Annotated in this window: 12 protein-coding genes; 6 read left to right on the forward strand and 6 right to left on the reverse strand. The window is 71.3% G+C overall.

Annotated features, from left to right (window positions below; translation table 11 throughout):
• A partial coding sequence (locus VGV60_00810) for an oligopeptide:H+ symporter (GenBank protein HEV8699792.1) occupies nt 1–434 on the reverse strand: 434 nt, incomplete at its 3' end.
• Between the two features lie 94 nt (nt 435–528).
• Between VGV60_00810 and VGV60_00815 the strand changes: the two genes are divergently transcribed.
• Genes VGV60_00815 through VGV60_00840 form a run of 6 tightly spaced genes read left to right on the forward strand, consistent with a single transcriptional unit; the run spans nt 529 to nt 7,571 of the window.
• Entirely contained in the window at nt 529–2,631 is a 2,103-nt protein-coding gene (locus VGV60_00815; protein ID HEV8699793.1) for a SpoIIE family protein phosphatase, read from the forward strand.
• 10 nt (nt 2,632–2,641) lie between these two features.
• On the forward strand, nt 2,642–3,148 hold the full coding sequence (locus VGV60_00820) for a 3-hydroxyanthranilate 3,4-dioxygenase (protein ID HEV8699794.1): 507 nt from the start codon (nt 2,642–2,644) through the stop codon (nt 3,146–3,148).
• Nucleotides 3,145–4,158, forward strand: coding sequence for an amidohydrolase family protein (locus VGV60_00825; GenBank protein HEV8699795.1), 1,014 nt, complete (start codon nt 3,145–3,147; stop codon nt 4,156–4,158). Before VGV60_00820 ends, VGV60_00825 begins: the two co-directional genes overlap by 4 nt.
• Nucleotides 4,155–5,429 carry a kynureninase gene (kynU, locus tag VGV60_00830; GenBank protein HEV8699796.1) on the forward strand — a complete coding sequence of 425 codons (1,275 nt, stop codon included), beginning with the start codon at nt 4,155–4,157 and terminating at the stop codon, nt 5,427–5,429. Before VGV60_00825 ends, kynU begins: the two co-directional genes overlap by 4 nt.
• Nucleotides 5,426–6,784, forward strand: a complete 1,359-nt coding sequence (locus VGV60_00835; GenBank protein ID HEV8699797.1) for an NAD(P)/FAD-dependent oxidoreductase — start codon at nt 5,426–5,428, stop codon at nt 6,782–6,784. Before kynU ends, VGV60_00835 begins: the two co-directional genes overlap by 4 nt.
• Nucleotides 6,785–6,788: 4 nt before the next feature.
• Nucleotides 6,789–7,571, forward strand: a complete 783-nt coding sequence (locus VGV60_00840) for a tryptophan 2,3-dioxygenase family protein (GenBank protein ID HEV8699798.1) — start codon at nt 6,789–6,791, stop codon at nt 7,569–7,571.
• 39 nt (nt 7,572–7,610) lie between these two features.
• Here the strand turns inward: VGV60_00840 and VGV60_00845 are convergent, their stop codons facing one another.
• The 5 genes from VGV60_00845 to VGV60_00865 all read right to left on the reverse strand — a co-directional run bounded on the left by VGV60_00845 (nt 7,611) and on the right by VGV60_00865 (nt 16,639).
• Complete coding sequence (locus VGV60_00845) at nt 7,611–8,036, reverse strand: Rid family detoxifying hydrolase (GenBank protein HEV8699799.1); 426 nt, start codon at nt 8,034–8,036, stop codon at nt 7,611–7,613.
• Between the two features lie 21 nt (nt 8,037–8,057).
• Nucleotides 8,058–9,527: an aldehyde dehydrogenase gene (locus tag VGV60_00850; protein HEV8699800.1), complete on the reverse strand. Its 1,470-nt coding sequence runs from the start codon at nt 9,525–9,527 to the stop codon at nt 8,058–8,060.
• Nucleotides 9,518–10,294 carry an SDR family oxidoreductase gene (locus VGV60_00855; protein ID HEV8699801.1) on the reverse strand — a complete coding sequence of 259 codons (777 nt, stop codon included), beginning with the start codon at nt 10,292–10,294 and terminating at the stop codon, nt 9,518–9,520. The genes VGV60_00850 and VGV60_00855 overlap by 10 nt, the downstream gene beginning before the upstream one ends.
• 37 nt (nt 10,295–10,331) lie before the next feature.
• Nucleotides 10,332–10,922, reverse strand: a complete 591-nt coding sequence (locus VGV60_00860; GenBank protein ID HEV8699802.1) for a thioredoxin family protein — start codon at nt 10,920–10,922, stop codon at nt 10,332–10,334.
• Nucleotides 10,923–10,987: 65 nt separating this feature from the next.
• Nucleotides 10,988–16,639: a thrombospondin type 3 repeat-containing protein gene (locus tag VGV60_00865; protein HEV8699803.1), complete on the reverse strand. Its 5,652-nt coding sequence runs from the start codon at nt 16,637–16,639 to the stop codon at nt 10,988–10,990.
• Between the last annotated feature and the right edge of the window lie 67 nt (nt 16,640–16,706).

Below are 16,706 nucleotides of genomic sequence, written 5' to 3' on the forward strand. Positions count from 1 at the left end.
CCGGCGTCGCGCCGCGCGTCCTCCGCGTCGTACAACGACCCGAGCATGGTCGTGGCGTTCGGCTTCAGGAGGCCGGTGCCGAGCACGATGAGGGCCAGGCCCGCGTAGAAGAACGGCAGGCTCTTGAACGCCAGGGTGAAATGACCGAGCGCGATGATGATGCCGCCGATCAGGACGCTGCGGTAGGCCCCCAGGAGCCGGTCGGCCACGAGGCCGCCGCCGATCGTCACGAGCCAGATGCTGCCGGTGTACGTGCCGTAGATCGAGCCCGCGTGCTTCACGTCGAAGCCCAGCCCGCCGGCGGCCGGGGGGGTCGTCATGTACAGGATCAGAAAGGCGCGCATCCCGTAGTAGCTGAAGCGCTCCCACATCTCGGTGAAGAAGAGCGTCGACAGCCCGCGCGGATGACCGGCCCATCCCCCGGTGTTCGTCATGCCTGGGAGCCTCCGGCCCGGAGCGGCGTGCTCCGGACCGGCGGCATTCTACGCGATGTGCCACAGGAACGGCCCGGTGGTATCCTTCCCGGTCATGAGGCTCCGAAATCAGCTCATCCTGGCGTTCGTCCTCCTGGCCGTCGTGCCTCTGGGCGCCATCACGCTGTACGCCTACCACTCGTCCACGCGCGCGCTCCGCCGTACCGTGGAGGCGGAGTCGGTCCGCGCCGCAGAGGAGATGGAGCGCCGGGTGGCGGCCGTCACCTCCAGCCTCAGCCGGCGCATCGGAGGGCTGGAAGAGATCCCCTTCCCACTCGCGGCCAAGGACCCGTCGACCCCCCCGGAGGACGCCGACCCTCAGATGATTGGCCGATTGCTGTCGACTCTCGGCGATGCGGCCTCGTTCATCGAGGCGTTCGAATTCCACCCGGAGCCGGGCTCCGGGGCGCCGGCGGCGCCGCGGCAGCCGGGACGGCGCGCGGCGCGGGCGCCGAAGAGCCCCGGGCATCCCGAGGCGCCCACCCCGCCGGGGAAGAGGCAGCCGATCATCGTCCATCTCCCGAAGATCGCCGGCGAGCTCACAAAGGATCCAGAAGTGGCGCCGCTCATCCAGGCGGCGATGGCGCTGATCCCGCCGGGTGAAGCAGAGAAGATCCAGAAGGACATGATGTCGCGCCTCGGCGAGCAGGGACAGATGATCGCGCGCATCGTGAAGGAGAAGATCGAGGCGTCGCGCGCCGCCAGGCAGGCCGATGCAGAGAAAGCCGAGATCGAAAGGAACGAACCGGTCCAGGAGAGAGGGCTGCGGCTGAAACAGGAGTTCGCCTGCGAGCTGAAGCGGCACGGGGAACGGGTCGGCAGCCTCAAGGCGAGGGTGAGCACCGACCGGCTGCTGCGGCAGGTCCTGTCGCAGACGCGGCGGGACCAGGGAGAAATCCCGTTCGCCCGGGACGGAGCCGGCAACCTGTTCACGCTCGACGCCGCCGACCTGGCCAGGCTGAACGATCTCCACCTCGCGGCCGAGCCCGGGGCGGAGGGCCCGAAACCGGATGAGAATTGGGTGGTCGTGACCCACGCCGACGAGGCCACCGGCCTGACGTTCGGACTCGCCCGCCCCGTCGGGGAGTCGCTCGGGGAGATCCGGCGCGCCTCGGCGCGCAACCTGGGGGCCGGCCTCGGTCTCGCGGCGTTCGCCCTGTTCGGCTTCCTCCCCCTGTCGCGGCGAATGACCCAGAACCTGTCCGACCTGACGCGCGGCGCCGAGCGGCTGGCCGCCGGTCGCCTCGACACCCAGGTGCCGGTGCGCTCGAGCGACGAGCTGGGCCAGCTGGCGCAGGCGTTCAACCGGATGGCGAAGGAGCTGAGCGCCAACCAGGAACGGCTGGTCGTGCAGGAGCGCCTGCGCAAGGAGCTCGAGCTGTGCCGCAGGATCCAGGCCGAGCTCCTGCCCAAGAAGGCGCTCCACTACCCGTTCGCGGAGGTCGAGGGGCTCTCCATCCCGGCCCACGAGCTGGGAGGGGACTTCTTCAACTACTTCGGCCTGCCGGCGGGGGAGGTCGCCCTGCTGATGGGGGACGTCTCCGGCAAGGGGGTGCCGGCCGCTCTCCTGATGGCGAACCTGCAGGCGACCCTCCGGGCGCGGCTCCCGCTCGAGACCGACCTCGCCGCGTTCGCGGACCGGCTCGACCGCGAGGTGGATGCGAGCACTCCCGCCGAGGTGTACCTGACCCTGTTCCTGAGCATCCTCGATCCCGAGCGCCGCGAGCTGCGCTACGTCAACGCCGGGCACGAGAGCCCGTTCCTCCTGCGCCGGGACGGCCGCGTCGAGCGGCTCGACTCCACCGGCCGGCCGATCGGCCTGATGCCCGGAGGCGGCTACACCGAGCGCCGGGTCGCCATCGGGGCCGGCGACCGGCTCTTCCTGTATACCGACGGCCTGGTGGACGCCGAGAACGAGTCGGGGGCCGACTTCGGCGCCGGGCGCCTCGAGACCTTGCTGGGGCGCGTCATTGCGGGGGAAGGAGCCGGGCCTCAGGCCCTCCTGGAGAGGGTCGAGCGGGCCTATGCCGAGCACCGCGGAGCGCGTGAGGCGGCCGACGACGCGACCCTCCTGGTCCTCCGCGTGGGGGAATGGGCCGCCGCTCCCGCCGTCCGACCCGGCAAGGACGCCTCGGCGGAGGCGGCCGCGCAGGCATAAGGAGGCTTCCATGCAGCCGCTGGCCGCATTCAACCTCAAGGCCTGGATCGACGAGCACCGGCATCTCCTGAAACCGCCGGTCGGGAACGTCCTGGTCTTCAAGGACGCGAACTTCCAGGTGATGATCGTCGGCGGGCCGAACCGGCGGAACGACTACCACATCGACGCGGGGGAGGAGCTGTTCTACCAGCTCGAAGGGGACATCGTCCTCAGGGTCATCGAAAACGGCAAGCCGCGGGACATCCCGATTCGCGAGGGGGACATGCTCCTCCTGCCCCCGTTCGTGCCGCATTCCCCGCAGCGGCCGGCCGGCACCGTCGGCATGGTGGTCGAGCGGCAGCGCCTCCCCGATGAAGAGGACCGCTTCCGCTGGTACTGCGAGGGGTGCGGCGCCGTCCTGCACGAGGCGGCGCTCTACGTCACCGACCTCGGAACGCAGCTGAAACCGATCCTCGAGGGATTCAGGAACAGTGAGTCGCTCCGCACCTGCAAGTCGTGCGGCAAGGTCTCGTCCTGAAGATTGACGTCCATACCCACATCCTGCCATCCGCGCTTCCCGATCTGGGCGCGCGATACGGCTCCGGCGGGTTCGTCCGCATGGAGCATCTGCGTCCGGGCTCGGCGCGCCTGACGATCGACGGGGCGTTCTTCCGGGACGTGCCCGAGACCTGCTACGACCCGGCGCGACGCCTGGAGGAGTGCGACCGTCACGGGGTCGGCGTGCAGGTCCTGTCGACCGTGCCGGTGATGTTCTCCTACCGGGCCCGCCCGGAGCACGCGCTCGACCTGGCCCGCCTGCTCAACGACCACATCGCGGCGACCGTCAGCGAGCATCCGCGGCGATTCGTCGGGCTCGGTACCCTGCCGATGCAGGACCCCGGTGCCGCCGTCCGCGAGCTGGAGCGGTGCGTCCGCGAGCTGGGGCTGGTCGGGGTGCAGATCGGCACGCACGTCAACGCCTGGAACCTCGATCGGGCGGAGATCTTCCCCGTCTTCCAGAGCGCCAGCGATCTCGGCGCCGCGGTGTTCGTCCATCCCTGGGAGATGCTGGGCTCCGAGCGCATGCCCAGGTACTGGCTGCCATGGCTCGTGGGCATGCCGGCCGAGCTGGCGCTCGCCCTGTGCTCCCTGATCTTCGGCGGAGTCCTGGAGCGGCTGCCGCGCCTGCGAATCGCCTTCGCCCACGGCGGCGGCGCCTTCCCGGGGACCCTCGGGAGGATCGAGCGCGGCTTCCACGCCCGCCCCGACCTGTGCGCGGTGGACAACCCGGTCAGCCCGCGCGCCCACCTGGGCAAGTTCTTCGTCGACTCGCTGGTCCACGATCCCGATACGCTCCGCTTTCTCCTGCGCCTCGTCGGCCCCGACCGGGTGGCGCTCGGATCCGACTACCCGTTTCCGCTTGGCGAGGAGGTCCCCGGCAGGATGATCGAGACGATGACCGATCTCACCCCCGACGTGAAGGACCGCCTGCTCGCCGGCACGGCGCTGCAATTCCTCGGGAGGCGGCGCGAGGACTTCCTGCCGTGACGGCGGAAGCCTTCCGACCGGACGAGGCGTTCGCCCGGGAGCTCGACGCCGCCGATCCTCTGGGGCGGTTCCGCGATGGTTTCGAGATCCCCGCGGGCGCCGACGGGAAGCCGGCCGCCTACCTCTGCGGACACTCTCTGGGCCTGATGCCGAAGGGGGCCCGCCCGCTCGTCGACTCGGAGATGGAGGACTGGGCCCGCCTGGGTGTCGCGGGACACTTCGCCGCGGGGAACCCCTGGTATTCGTACCACGAGCGGTTCCGGGAGAGCGGCGCCCGCCTCGTCGGCGGCCGGCCCGGGGATGTCGTGATGATGAACTCCCTCACCGTCAATCTGCATCTCATGATGGCGACCTTCTACCGGCCCGCCGGCGGACGACACGCCATCCTGATCGAGGCGGGGGCCTTTCCCTCCGATCGCTACGCCGTGGCCTCGCAGGTCCGCCACCATGGCTTCGATCCCGAGGCTTCCCTGATCCTGGCCCGCCCCCGGCCGGAGGAATCGGTCCTCCGGACCGAGGATCTGGAACGGCTGATCGAGGAGCGCGGCGCGGAGATCGCGCTGGTCCTCCTGCCCGGTGTGCAGTACCGGACCGGAGAAGTCCTCGACACCGGGCGCCTGTCCGCGGCGGCGCGGCGGCAGGGGTGCCGCGTCGGCCTCGACCTGGCGCACGCGGTGGGGAACGTCCCGCTGCGCCTCGACGAGTGGGGAGTTGATTTCGCGGTCTGGTGCTCCTACAAGTACCTGAACGCCGGGCCGGGCGCCGTGGGTGGCTGTTTCGTTCATGCACGGCACGGCGCCGAGCCGACCCTGCCGCGACTCGCCGGCTGGTGGGGGAACGACCCGGAGACCCGCTTCGCCATGCCCGACGAGTTCGTGCCGCGCGCCGGGGCCGACGGCTGGCAGGTGAGCAACCCGCCGATCCTGTCGATGGCCCCCCTTCTCGCGTCGCTGACCCTCTTCGAGGAGGCGGGGCTCGAGTCGTTGAGAGCCCGATCGGTGCGGCTGACCGGCTATCTGCTGTCCCTCATCGATCACGTGGGGGCCGCTCGCTTCGACGTGCTGACCCCGCGCGAGCCGGCGCGGCGCGGCTGCCAGGTCTCGCTGCGGGTGCGCCGCGGGGCGCGCGACCTGGTCGAGGCGCTCGCCGCATCGGGTGTCGTGTGCGATTTCCGCGAGCCGGACGTCCTGCGCGTCTCGGCGGCGCCGCTCTACAACCGCTTCCACGACGTCTGGCGGTTCGCCCAGGTCCTCGGGAGACATGCGGCATGAACGCGCCTTCGGCCGGAGCGGGGGCGACAGACCGCGGGACGGCCGTCCTGGTCGGCGCCGGCCTGGGCGGGTCGCTCATGGCGATCCTGCTCGGCCAGGCGGGGTACGCCGTCCGGGTGTTCGAGCGGCGCGCCGATCCGCGCTCGGCGACGATCCAGGCGGGTCGGTCGATCAACCTCGCCCTGTCCGCCCGGGGCATCCACGCGTTGAAGCAGGCCGGCATCGACCGGGAGGTCCTGGCGATGGCCGTCCCGATGCGCGGACGGATGATCCACGGGACGGGCGGCCGGACCGATTTCCAGCCGTACGGGACGCGCGCCGACCAGGTGAACCACTCGGTCTCCCGGGGGGAGCTGAATCTCGCCCTGGTGAACGCCGCGGAGAAGTCGGCCGACGTCCGCTTCGCGTTCGGGCGCCGGTGCGAGTCGATCGATCCCGATCGCGGCGAGGTGGTCCTGGCAGGCGGCGCCGAGGCCGGGCCGAGGACGGAGGCGGGCGGCTTCATCGTCGGGGCGGACGGCGCCTTCTCGGTCGTCCGCCGGGCGCTCATGAGGCAGGACCGGTTCGAGTACAGCCAGTCGTTCCTGTCGCATGGCTACAAGGAGCTGACGATCCCGGCGGGGCCCGGCGGGCGCTTCCTTCTGGAGCGGGAGGCCCTGCACATCTGGCCGCGCGGCGGATTCATGATGATCGCCCTTCCCAATCGCGACGGATCGTTCACCTGCACGCTCTTCCTGCCGTTCGAAGGGGAGAACAGCTTCGCGTCGCTCGCGGCCGGGGCGGACGTCGAGCGCTTCTTCGCGCGCGTCTTCCCGGATGCCGTGGGGCTCCTGCCCGAAATCGCCGCGCAGTACGTCACGAATCCGACCGGCTCGATGGTGACGATCCGCTGCAGCCCGTGGCGCCACGCCGGCCGGGTCGTCCTCCTGGGCGACGCCTGCCACGCCGTCGTCCCGTTCCACGGACAGGGGGCCAACGCCGCCTTCGAGGACTGCGTCGTCCTTCGCGATTGTTTGAGGCGCCATGCGGACGACCCGGAGGCGGCCTTCGGCGCCTTCGAGCGGCTGCGCCGCGAGAACACCGACGCCCTGGCCGACCTGTCGATCGCCAACTTCGAGGAGATGAAGCACCACACCGGATCGCGCCTGTTCCTGCTGAAGAAGTCGCTCGAGAAGGGGCTGCACCGCCTGTTTCCCGCGTGGTTCGTGCCCCTCTACATGATGATCTCCTTTACCCTGACTCCGTACGCCGAGGCCCGCCGCCGCGCCCGCCGCCAGGCGCGCGCCATCGCGCTGGCCGCGGCCTCGGCCCTGTTCGCCGCCGTGGCGTTCGTTCTCTGGCTCTCCCGGGGGTGATGCGATGGAACTGACCTACGCGAAATACCTGAGGCTTCAAGAGCTCCTGGACCTCCAGGAGCCGCGCTCCAGTCCTCCGGAGCACGACGAGACGCTGTTCATCGTCATCCACCAGGTCTACGAGCTCTGGTTCAAGCTGCTCCTGCACGAGTTCGACAAGATCGGCAGGGACTTCGAGGCCGGCGACCTGTTCGGCGCCATCGCCACCTTCAAGCGGGTCCGGATGATCCTCAAGACCCTGGTGGCGCAGATCGACATCCTCGAGACCATGACCCCGATGTCGTTCCTGGCCTTCCGCGACCGGCTCGAGACCGCCTCCGGGTTCCAGTCGGCGCAGTTCCGGGAGCTGGAGTTCCTGCTGGGGGTGAAACGTCCGGACATGCTGCGTTACCAGCCGCCCGGCGACGCATCGCGCGAGCGGCTGGAGAAGCGGCTGGCCGATCGCTCTCTCGTCGATCGCTTCTATCAATTCCTGATGACGCGCGGGGTGGCGATCCCGGCCGCCCTGCGGGCGCGGGACGTGCGCCAGCCGAACGGGCCGGACCCGGAGATCCAGGAGGGGCTCCTGCGCCTGTACCGGACGCAGCCGGACGCCGCGATCCTCCTCGAGCTGATGACCGACTTCGACGAGGGGCTGCAGGAGTGGCGCTACCGCCACGTCAAGATGGTCGAGCGGACCATCGGCAACCAGCGCGGCACCGGCGACTCTCCCGGCGTCGAGTTCCTGAAGGGATCCCTCTTCCACCCGGTCTTCCCCGACCTCTGGGCGATCAGGAGCCGGGTCTGAGCCAGGAGCCTGACCGAGTCCTCGGACAGGCTCCCAGGCTCAATCGATCGTGGCGATCACCTTCAGCTCGATGGCGATGTCGGTCGGCAGGCGCGTGACCTCGACGGTGGTGCGCGACGGGCGGTCGTCCTTGAAGTGCTCGGCGTAGATCCGGTTGTACTCCGCGAAATCGTCCATGCTGGTCAGGAAGACCGTCACGTCGACGATTCGGTCCCACGACGAGCCGGCATCCTCGAGGACCGTGCGGACGTTCTGGAAAACGGAGCGGCACTGCGCGACGATGTCGTGCGCCACGACCCGCCCGGCGGCGTCGCGCGTCACGCCCGGGATCTCCTTCGATCCGCGCGTCCGCGGCCCGATGCCGGACAGGAACAGGAAGCCGCCGGCCCGGCGGGCGTGCGGGTACGGCCCGACCGGCTCCGGCGCCCTCGGGCTCTGGATCGAGCCGTCCTTCTCACCCTTCATCGTGAACCCTCCCGGAGGCACTCAATCTCCCGACGCATCGTGCGGGAACTGGATGCAGACGTTTTTCGGCTCGGTGAAGAAGCGAAGCGCCTCCTCTCCCCCCTCGCGCCCGAGCCCGCTGCGCTTCATGCCGCCGAACGGCACGCGCAGATCGCGCAGCATCCAGCAGTTGATCCAGACGGTCCCCGAGGCGATGCGTTCGGCCAGGCGGTGGGCCCGCGGCAGGCTCTCGGTCCAGACCGAAGCGGCGAGACCGTAGTCGGTGCCGTTCGCCCAGGCGACGACCTCGTCCTCGCTCCGGAACGGCGTGATCGTGACGACCGGCCCGAAGATCTCCTCCCGGTTCACGCTCGACGCGACCGGGAGGTCCGTGATCACCGTCGGCTCGACGAAGAAGCCCCCGCGGCAGCGCTCGCTGACGGCCGTCCTCGGCGGGCCGCCGCCGCACAGGATCCGGCCGCCGTCCCGTCGGGCCTGCTCGATGTACCCCAGGACCTTGTCGCGGTGGGCGGCCGAGATCAGGGCCCCCTGCTCGGTGTCCGGATCGAGAGGATCGCCGAGGCGCAGCCGCGACGCCCGGCCCGTGAAGTCCTCGACGAAGCTCCTGTAGGCCTCCTGCTCGACGAACAGGCGGGAGCCGCTCAGACAGATCTCCCCCTGGTTGGTGAACGCCGCCTTGAGAGCGGCCGCGACCGCCTCGTCGTGGTCGGCATCCGCGAAGATGATGTTCGGGTTCTTCCCCCCCATCTCGAGCGCCACCTTCTTGAACAGCGGGGCGGCGTTCCTGGCGATGTCCGCCCCGGTCGCGGTGCTCCCGGTGAACGACAGGGTCAGGATCTCCGGGTGGCGCGCGATCGCCGCTCCGACGCTCGCGCCGCGCCCGTGGACGATGTTGAGGACGCCCGGAGGGAGCCCCGCGTCCCGGGCGATCTCCGCCAGCATGTGGGCGGTCATGGGCGTCAGCTCGGAAGGCTTCGCCACCGCGGTGTTCCCGACCGCCAGGGCGGGGGCGACCTTCCAGGTCAGGAGATAGAGAGGCAGGTTCCAGGGGGAGATCAGGCCGGCGACACCGCGCGGCCGGCGCAGCGTGTAGTTGATCGCCTTCCGGTCGGTGGCGTGCGACTCGGAATGATCGTGCAGCGCCGCCGTGGCGAAGAACCGGAAGTTCCTGGCCGCCCGCGGAATGTCGAGAGCGCGCGCCAGCGCGAGAGGCTTTCCGGTGTCGATGCTCTCGGCGCGCGCCAGGTCCTCGAGACGGGACTCGATCCGAGCGGCGATGGCGAGCAGCAGCCTGGCGCGCTCCTCGGCAGGCAGGCCGGACCAGGCCGGGAACGCCCGGCGGGCCGCCTCGACCGCCCGCTCGACGTCGCGCTCGTCGCCGTCCCCGACCGACGAGTACGCGGCCCCGGTGGCCGGCTCGAGATTGTCGAGGTACCGGCCGGAGGCCGGCTCCACCAGGGCGCCGTCGATGTAGTTCGCGATCACAGGCATGCGATCCGGCCGCCGTCGACGGGCAGGCTGATCCCGGTGATGTAGGCGGCGGCGGGCGTGGCGAGGAACCCGGCCGCGGCGGCGATCTCGCCCGGCGAGGCGAACCGCCCGAGCGGGATCTCCGCCTTCATCCGGCGCTCCACCTCCTCTTCGGCGAGCCCCGCCGCCCGCGCCTTCGCCTGGATGAGCGAGCGCAGCCGCTCGGTCGCCGTCGCCCCCGGCAGGACATTGTTCACGGTGATCCCGTGGGGCCCCACCTCCCCCGCCAGAGTCTTGGCCCAGCCCGCGACCGCCGCCCGGATCGTGTTGCTGACCCCCAGCCCCTCGATCGGCTGCCTCACCGAGGTCGAGACGATGTTGATGATCCGGCCGAATCCTTGCTGCCGCATTCCGGGGATGAGCGTCTGGGCCAGGAGCTGGTTGCAGACCAGGTGGGCCGTGAACGCCGCCAGGAACGACTCGGGCGGAGCGGCGGTAATCGGCCCACCCGGCGGTCCGCCGGTGTTGTTCAGCAGCACCTCGATCGCCCCGGTCCGATCGACATGGTCGGCGACCACGGCGCGCACCGACTCCGGCTGGGCGAAGTCGGCGCGCAGGAAGTCCGGCCGCTGCGCGCCCAGGCGGGCGATCTCGTCGCTCACCGCGCGCAGGCGCGCCTCGTCGCGCGCCAGGAGAGTGACCCGCGCGCCGAGACGGGCCAGCTCGAAGGCGCAGGCCCTGCCGATCCCCTGCGTGCCGCCGCAGACCAGGGCCCTCCTGCCGCTCAACGGCCCCGCGGGCTGTCCCCCCGGCCCGGACAAGTGTCTACGTCCGCACCGGGAAATAACCCGGCTCGTTGCCCGATCTCCACTTGATGTTGCACCCCAGGCTCGGCTTCTGGTCGGCGTCGACCGGCCGACCGGAGAGGACAGCGTCGAGCGCCGCCCGCAGATCGCGACCGGTCACCGGGCGGCCGCTGTCCGGGCGGCTGTCGTCCAGCTGCCCGCGGTAGACCAGCCGTCTCGCGGCATCGAAGAGGAAGAAGTCCGGCGTGCAGGCGGCGGTGTACGCCTTCGCGACATCCTGGGTCGCGTCGTGGCAGAACGGGAACGTGAAGCCGAGTGCGACGGCCATCTCCCGCAGGCTCACGGGACGGTCGTCGGGGAACTCCGACGCGTCGTTCGAGCTGATGGCCACGATCGCCACGTCCCGGGCCTGGTAGTCGGCCCCGAGGCGCGCCAGCTCCTCCTGGACGTGCTTGACGTAGGGACAGTGGCGGCAGATGAACATCACGAGGAGCGCCTTGGCGTCCTCGAACGTCTTGAGGGAGATCGTCCGGCCGGAGACGACATCGGGCAGGCTGAAATCCGGCGCCCCGGTGCCCAGCTCCAGCATGGTCGACAAGGTCTTCACCATGACACGGCCTCCTGTGACAGAGAGACGCCATTCTACCCTGCTCTCGCCGGTGGCGCGGCCGCGGGCTACCTGAGGGTGCGCGGAACGGTGATTTCAACCTGAAGCCGGCTTTCGAGCCCCGCCGCGTCGGTGATCACGTAGCCGAGCCGGTACGCCCGTCCCGGTCCGGCGGCGGAGCGCTCGGCCCGCAGCAGCACGTCACGGTCGTCCCCCGGATCGACCTCCTGGACGTCCCCGGACGTGCGGCCGTCGCCCCCTCCCGGGGCATCGTCCGGCTCGCTGCTCGTGGCGCTCTCCAGGCGTACGGCGATCGACGGGGAGCACGTGTCGGACGCCTGGAGGTCGATGTGCACCGGAACGAGCCGATGATCGGGCGGCCACAGGACGGGCGGCCGCGCGACGGCCGCGGCCACCGGGGGCCGGGTGTCGGCGACGGTCACGGTGAAGCGGGCCTCGTCGATGAGCCCGCCCGTCCCGCGCACGCGGTGAACCAGGCCGTGCTGGCCCAGGGACAGCAGGACGATGGCGCGCTCCCCGGAGGCAACCGGGCGCACGTCTCCATGGTCTTGCTCCAGGAGCCACAGGTGCTCGAGCGGCCCGCCGTCGGGATCGAACGACCCGGATCCGTCGAGGGCCACCTCCGTACCCAGGGGGGAGCTGCACTCGACGACGGCGGCGTCCGGCCGGGCCGCCACGGGCGAATGGCCGAATACCAGGAGCGTCTCGCCCCGCCAGAGGACATCGCGCCGGCCGAACACCTCGGGCGTCCCGCCGTTCGTGGCGGAAAGGGACAGCGTCACCTCGAGTCCCGGATCGGGGGCCGTTCCGAGCGCCGCCAGAGGGACCGGACCCGGCAGCGCCGACTCCGAGTAGTCCACCTTGATCCGGGTGACGTCCTGCTCGGCGGCGAGAATGGCGCGTGCGGGCTCGATCGAGTCGATGCGCAGGTTGAATCGACGGAACGGATCGACGATGGTGCGGGCGCAGGCCGTGGCGGGCTGCCCGAGACCGTGAAGGGGGAGCGTCGGCCCGAAGAACTGCCCTTCGCTGCCGCAGGCGCCGGCCGCGATCTCGTAGTCCTGGATGCCGTCGTTGCACGCCAGGATCAGGTCCTGGTCGACGAGCGTCGGCTCTCCCACGGAGGCGTTCAGGTACGCCAGCCCCTCTCCCGGACGTTCCTCCAGGGGGAGGCCGCGGCCGCAGTCGACGGCGTCGCTCGATGCCTCCGAGCTGGCCGCTTCCAGAAGGACCAGGAGACGCTCTTCGCGCGTCGCCAGGATCGCCCTCCCCCGCAGAGGCTGGCCGTCCGGATCGGCCACCCGCGCGCCGGCCGCCAGGACCGGAACCGGATCCCCCTCGATCGCGGCGGCGAACCTCGCCGGGACGATCGGGTCGAGCGCCACCGTCACCTGGCAGGCATCGCCCGCGCCGTCGGAGTTTCCGTCCTCCTGCCCCGGGTTCGGATCCGCCGGACAGTTGTCCTGGAACGGGCCCACCCCGTCGCCGTCCTCGTCGAGGGAGGAGAGGACCAGGACCCCGGCGGACGGATTGGCGGCGAGGATGCCGGTTGTGACGGGCGGGACCTGGGGCGGAATCAGCCGGCCATCGTCCGCGACGCCGAGCGTCGTGATGGTGTTCGAGCCGCGGAAGACCACGTGGAGCCTCCGGCCGGACGGTCCAAGGGCGAGCCCCGCAGGCGAGTCGGCGCCAGCGCCGAGAAGGAACGGAGATCCCGGCGCGAGCCGCGGGGATCCGGCGGCCGCCCCCTCGATCGCCGCCACCGCGTCGATCCCGGGGAGCGAAACGAACAGGCGGTCCTTCTCCTCGTCCGGGGCGATGCCCAGCGTCCCCCCCACCCGTCCCAGGTCGAGCGACGAGACACCCAGCGGCCCGCCCGGGGCCGCGACCACCAGGGTCACCACCGCCGTCCCGGGAGGCGCCTGCCCCACGGCAAGGAGCCAACCCGCGTCGGGGGCTCCGGGCGGCGCTGCCGGCTGCACGGCGTGCGGCAGGAAAGCGACCGGCCCCGGTCGCTCGATCCCGGCGACGGCCGCCGGCCATCCGGGGACCGCCTCGAGCCCCCCCGGCTCCCTGACGGCGAAGAGCGCCACCTTCCCTTCGTCCGGCAGGGCCACGGCGAGAAGGGCCCCGTCGGGCGCCAGGTCCATGCCATCGGGGACCCCGCCGATCGGGGTCGGCGCCACAGACAGCGGGGTCAGCCTCCCCGATCGCGCCACGGCGAACGGCACCAGGACGCCGGCCCCCCCCTCGGGAACCCCCGGCTCGCGGCCGGCGACGTAGAGCGTCTCCCCCGCCGGGTCGATCGAGAGCCCCAGCGCCTCGTCGAGCGGCACGGCGTAGGGGGATCCGATCCCCGGTGAGAGAACCCCGGAGCCGGCGAGATCGAAGACCGTCACCGAGCGTGAGAGCGGATTGAGCGCCACGAGATGCGCGCCTCGACGGGCGAAGGCCAGCCCGGGGGCGGACGAAGGGGGCGGGTTGTCCTGTCTCCCCGATCCGAGTGTCAGGTAGGGGGATCCGGGCAACGGCAGGAGCGTCCCGGTCGCCTTGGTCTCGAAACCGGCCGCCTGGTTCAGGGGCGACAGACCGTTGAGGTAGAGGAAACCCTCCTGCTGGAATCCCTTCTGGCAGGCGTCCCCGCCGTCGGCATGATCCACGTCCGCCTGGTCCGGGTTGTACACCGCCACACAGTTGTCGCAGGCGTTGCCGACATGGTCCAGGTCGATGTCCTCCTGCAGCGGGTTGGCCATTCTCGGACAGTTGTCGATCGTGGCGCAGCTCCCGTCCCGATCGACGTCGTTGATCGGGTCCCCCGGGCACGCATCGCAGACGTCCGCGACCTGGTCGAGATCGGCGTCCGTTTCCAGCGGATCGAAATCGAGCGGGCAGGTGTCCAGGGGGGCCAGGAGGCCGTCGCCGTCGGGATCGGGGTCGCAGGCGTTGCCGGCTCCGTCGCCGTCGGAGTCCGCCTGCCCGGGGTTCGAAAGCGCGGGACACGTGTCGCAGGCGTCCCCCGCCCCGTCCACGTCGGTGTCCGCCTGGTTCGGGTTCGCGACGCCCTGGCAGTTGTCGACGTAGGCGTCGATGCCGTCGCCGTCCTCGTCCCCCGAGGGGACGAACACGATGCCGCCGAGCGGCCGCCCGCCGGTCGCCCCGGTCTTCTCGGCGGGGCCGGTCGGCTCGAGCGCACCATCCGTCCCGATGCGGAAGACGGAGACGCCGTTCGACCCGTCGTTCGCCGCGAACAGGAAGCGTCCCAGGGAATCGATCGCCATGCCGACGGGGACGCGGGCGAGCGGGGCGTTGGAGAACGGCGTCCCCCGCATCTCGGCCATGGCGCCGGACGCGTCCAGACGGAAGCCGGAGACGGAGTTGTTCCCCTGGTTCGAGACGTACAGGAACCGGTCCCGGGGCGACACGATCACGCCGTTGGAGTCCAATCCCCCGCCGCTCAGGGGAGAACGCAGCAAGGGACGCGAGCGCCCGTTCGGATCGACGGCGAACGCCCCGACGATTGCGGGGCCGTTCGAGGAGCTGGCCAGATACATCCGGTTCCCCGAGGCGTTCCACGCCAGGCCGGCCGCCGTGCCACCGGGATTCCCGACCAGCGAATCGGGGAGGATGGGAAACGGCTCGTGAAAATCCAGAGCCCGCGCCCCGCCGAAGTCCGGCAGGGAGACCTCGATGAACCCCCCGTGCGCCGGGAACGCCATGCCGCTCACCCTTCCGGGGACCGGAGCGGGAGAGCGGGGAATCTGAATCAGGTTGAGGTTGAACGACTGGATCTGCAGGAAGGAAATCCGCCCCTGCAGCCCGACGGCGAGGTAGAGAGCGCTCGGATGCACCGCCACCGCCGTCGGGGAGAACCCGCCCACCTCGCGGGGGAACCCGGAGGCGAGGACCGGCGTCCCATCGGGCTCCAGGCGGAAGGCGCTGACGTCGTGGCTCCCCTCGTTGGTCGCGAACAGGGTGGGCGGCGCGAGACGCGCGAGCGCCAGGCGCGGCGGAGCGAAAAAGGTCGAGCCGGCCGGCCCGCTGCCACCGGTCGGGAACGGCGAGCCCTTGAGGCGCCTGAGTCTCCCGAGGGTGTCGACCTCCCACGCGGCGAGCGAGTTCTGGAGAGCGTTGGTCAGGACGTACAGCCGGCCGATGCGGACGAACGGCCGGGCGCAGGCGTCCCCTTCGCGATCGCCGTCTTCGTCCTCCTGCCCCGGGTTCGGTGCCGCGGGGCAGTTGTCGCAGGGATCGCCCTGGCCGTCGCCGTCTGCATCGGTCTGTTCCGGGTCGGCGGCGGCGGGGCAGACGTCCGCGAGGTCGGCGATCCCGTCGCCGTCCCGGTCGTCGTCGCAGGCGTCCCCCAATCGGTCGCCGTCCTGATCGCGCTGCCCCGGGTTGGCGACGGCGGGACAGTTGTCGCAGGCGTCCCCCCGTCCGTCGCCGTCGCCGTCCGCCTGGGATGGATTCGCGACGGCGAGACAATTGTCCGAAGGGGCCTCGACGCCGTCCAGGTCTTGATCCCCGGCCGGCGCGAACGCCACGCCGGCCAGGGGGAGCCCGTTGACCGTCGTGCGCACGCTGTCGGCCGCCACCTCGAGGCGGCCATCCGGATTGGGACGGAAGACCGAGACCGTCCCCGAGAGCGCGTTCGCGACGTACAACAGGCGCCCGAGCGGATCGGACGCCATGCCGGTCGGCGCCAGGCCGAGAGGCGCGTTCTGGAACGGCGAGCCGGGAGCGGGGACCGGCCTGCCGTCGGCCCCGATGACGAGGCTGGCGATCCGGTTCTGGTTCACGAGCGTGGCGGCGAGCAGGCCACCATCGGGGAAGAGGTGCAGGATGTTGGCGCTCCCGCCAGGGGCGCCGAATGGCGAGCCCGGCGTTGAACGGAGCGCCCCGTCCTCACCCAGGGAATAGAGGCTGAGCTTGAACCCGGCGGGGTCGGCGTCGGCGACGTAGGCCGAGGCCCCCCCCCGGCCGAGCGCGATCCCATCCGCGGTCCCGGCATCGGTCGCGAAGGGGGAGGCCGGAACCGGCGCCAGCCCGCCGTCGTGGGCGATTCCCAGGACGGCGATCCGCCCCAGCGCGGGCAGCGTGGCGAGAAGGAAGCGCCCATCCGGCGTGACCGTCATGCCGTTGGGCGCCGACTCGACGTCGACGGGATCGAGCCTGGCAAGGCCCCCGCTGCCGTCCACCGCGAACGGCACGATCGTGCGGCTCTCGGAATGCCCGACGAAGAGGAACCGGCCGTCGGGCGTGAGGGCGACCCCCTCGGGTCGCGATCCTCCGGAGGCAAAGGGAGAACCCGGCACCGCCTGCAGCGCCCCGTCCCCGGCGATCGTGAAGACCCCGATGTCGTCGCTCCCCCAGTTCGCGACGACCAGCCGTCCACCGGCGGCGCTGATCCCGATGCGCGGCGACGCCACGAACACCGCCCCGGACGGCCCCGTCCCTCCCGTGCTCCAGGGAGACCCGGGCAGGACTTCGAGCGAGCCGTTGGCGAACGCCGCCAGCCCCGAGACGACGTTCCCCGCCGCCGCCACGTTGCGGTCCGATGTCCCTTCGTTGATGTAGATGTAGCCGATCAGTCCGGGGGCCACCAGGGGGGATCGCCTGCCGCGTGGCAGCGCTCCGCCAGCGGCCGCCGCCACGAGAAAGGCGGCCGCCGTCCACGAGAGGGCCCGGAAGCGCGGCGACATCGTCCCTTCTCATACGACTGGCGGGTGGCCCAGGTCAAGAAGTCTTCTGCGGATTCTGCCGGGTAGA

This window comes from Candidatus Polarisedimenticolia bacterium (assembly GCA_036001465.1).
Lineage (GTDB): Bacteria > Acidobacteriota > Polarisedimenticolia > Gp22-AA2 > Gp22-AA2 > Gp22-AA3.

Excerpts from the sequence above, each read along its gene's own strand:
- VGV60_00815 (HEV8699793.1), top strand. The coding sequence starts at position 529 with ATGAGGCTCCGAAATCAGCTCATCCTGGCGTTCGTCCTCCTGGCCGTC.
- VGV60_00820 (HEV8699794.1), top strand. The coding sequence starts at position 2,642 with ATGCAGCCGCTGGCCGCATTCAACCTCAAGGCCTGGATCGACGAGCAC.
- VGV60_00835 (HEV8699797.1), top strand. The coding sequence starts at position 5,426 with ATGAACGCGCCTTCGGCCGGAGCGGGGGCGACAGACCGCGGGACGGCC.
- VGV60_00840 (HEV8699798.1), top strand. The coding sequence starts at position 6,789 with ATGGAACTGACCTACGCGAAATACCTGAGGCTTCAAGAGCTCCTGGAC.
- VGV60_00845 (HEV8699799.1), bottom strand. The coding sequence starts at position 8,036 with ATGAAGGGTGAGAAGGACGGCTCGATCCAGAGCCCGAGGGCGCCGGAG.
- VGV60_00850 (HEV8699800.1), bottom strand. The coding sequence starts at position 9,527 with ATGCCTGTGATCGCGAACTACATCGACGGCGCCCTGGTGGAGCCGGCC.
- VGV60_00860 (HEV8699802.1), bottom strand. The coding sequence starts at position 10,922 with ATGGTGAAGACCTTGTCGACCATGCTGGAGCTGGGCACCGGGGCGCCG.
- VGV60_00865 (HEV8699803.1), bottom strand. The coding sequence starts at position 16,639 with ATGTCGCCGCGCTTCCGGGCCCTCTCGTGGACGGCGGCCGCCTTTCTC.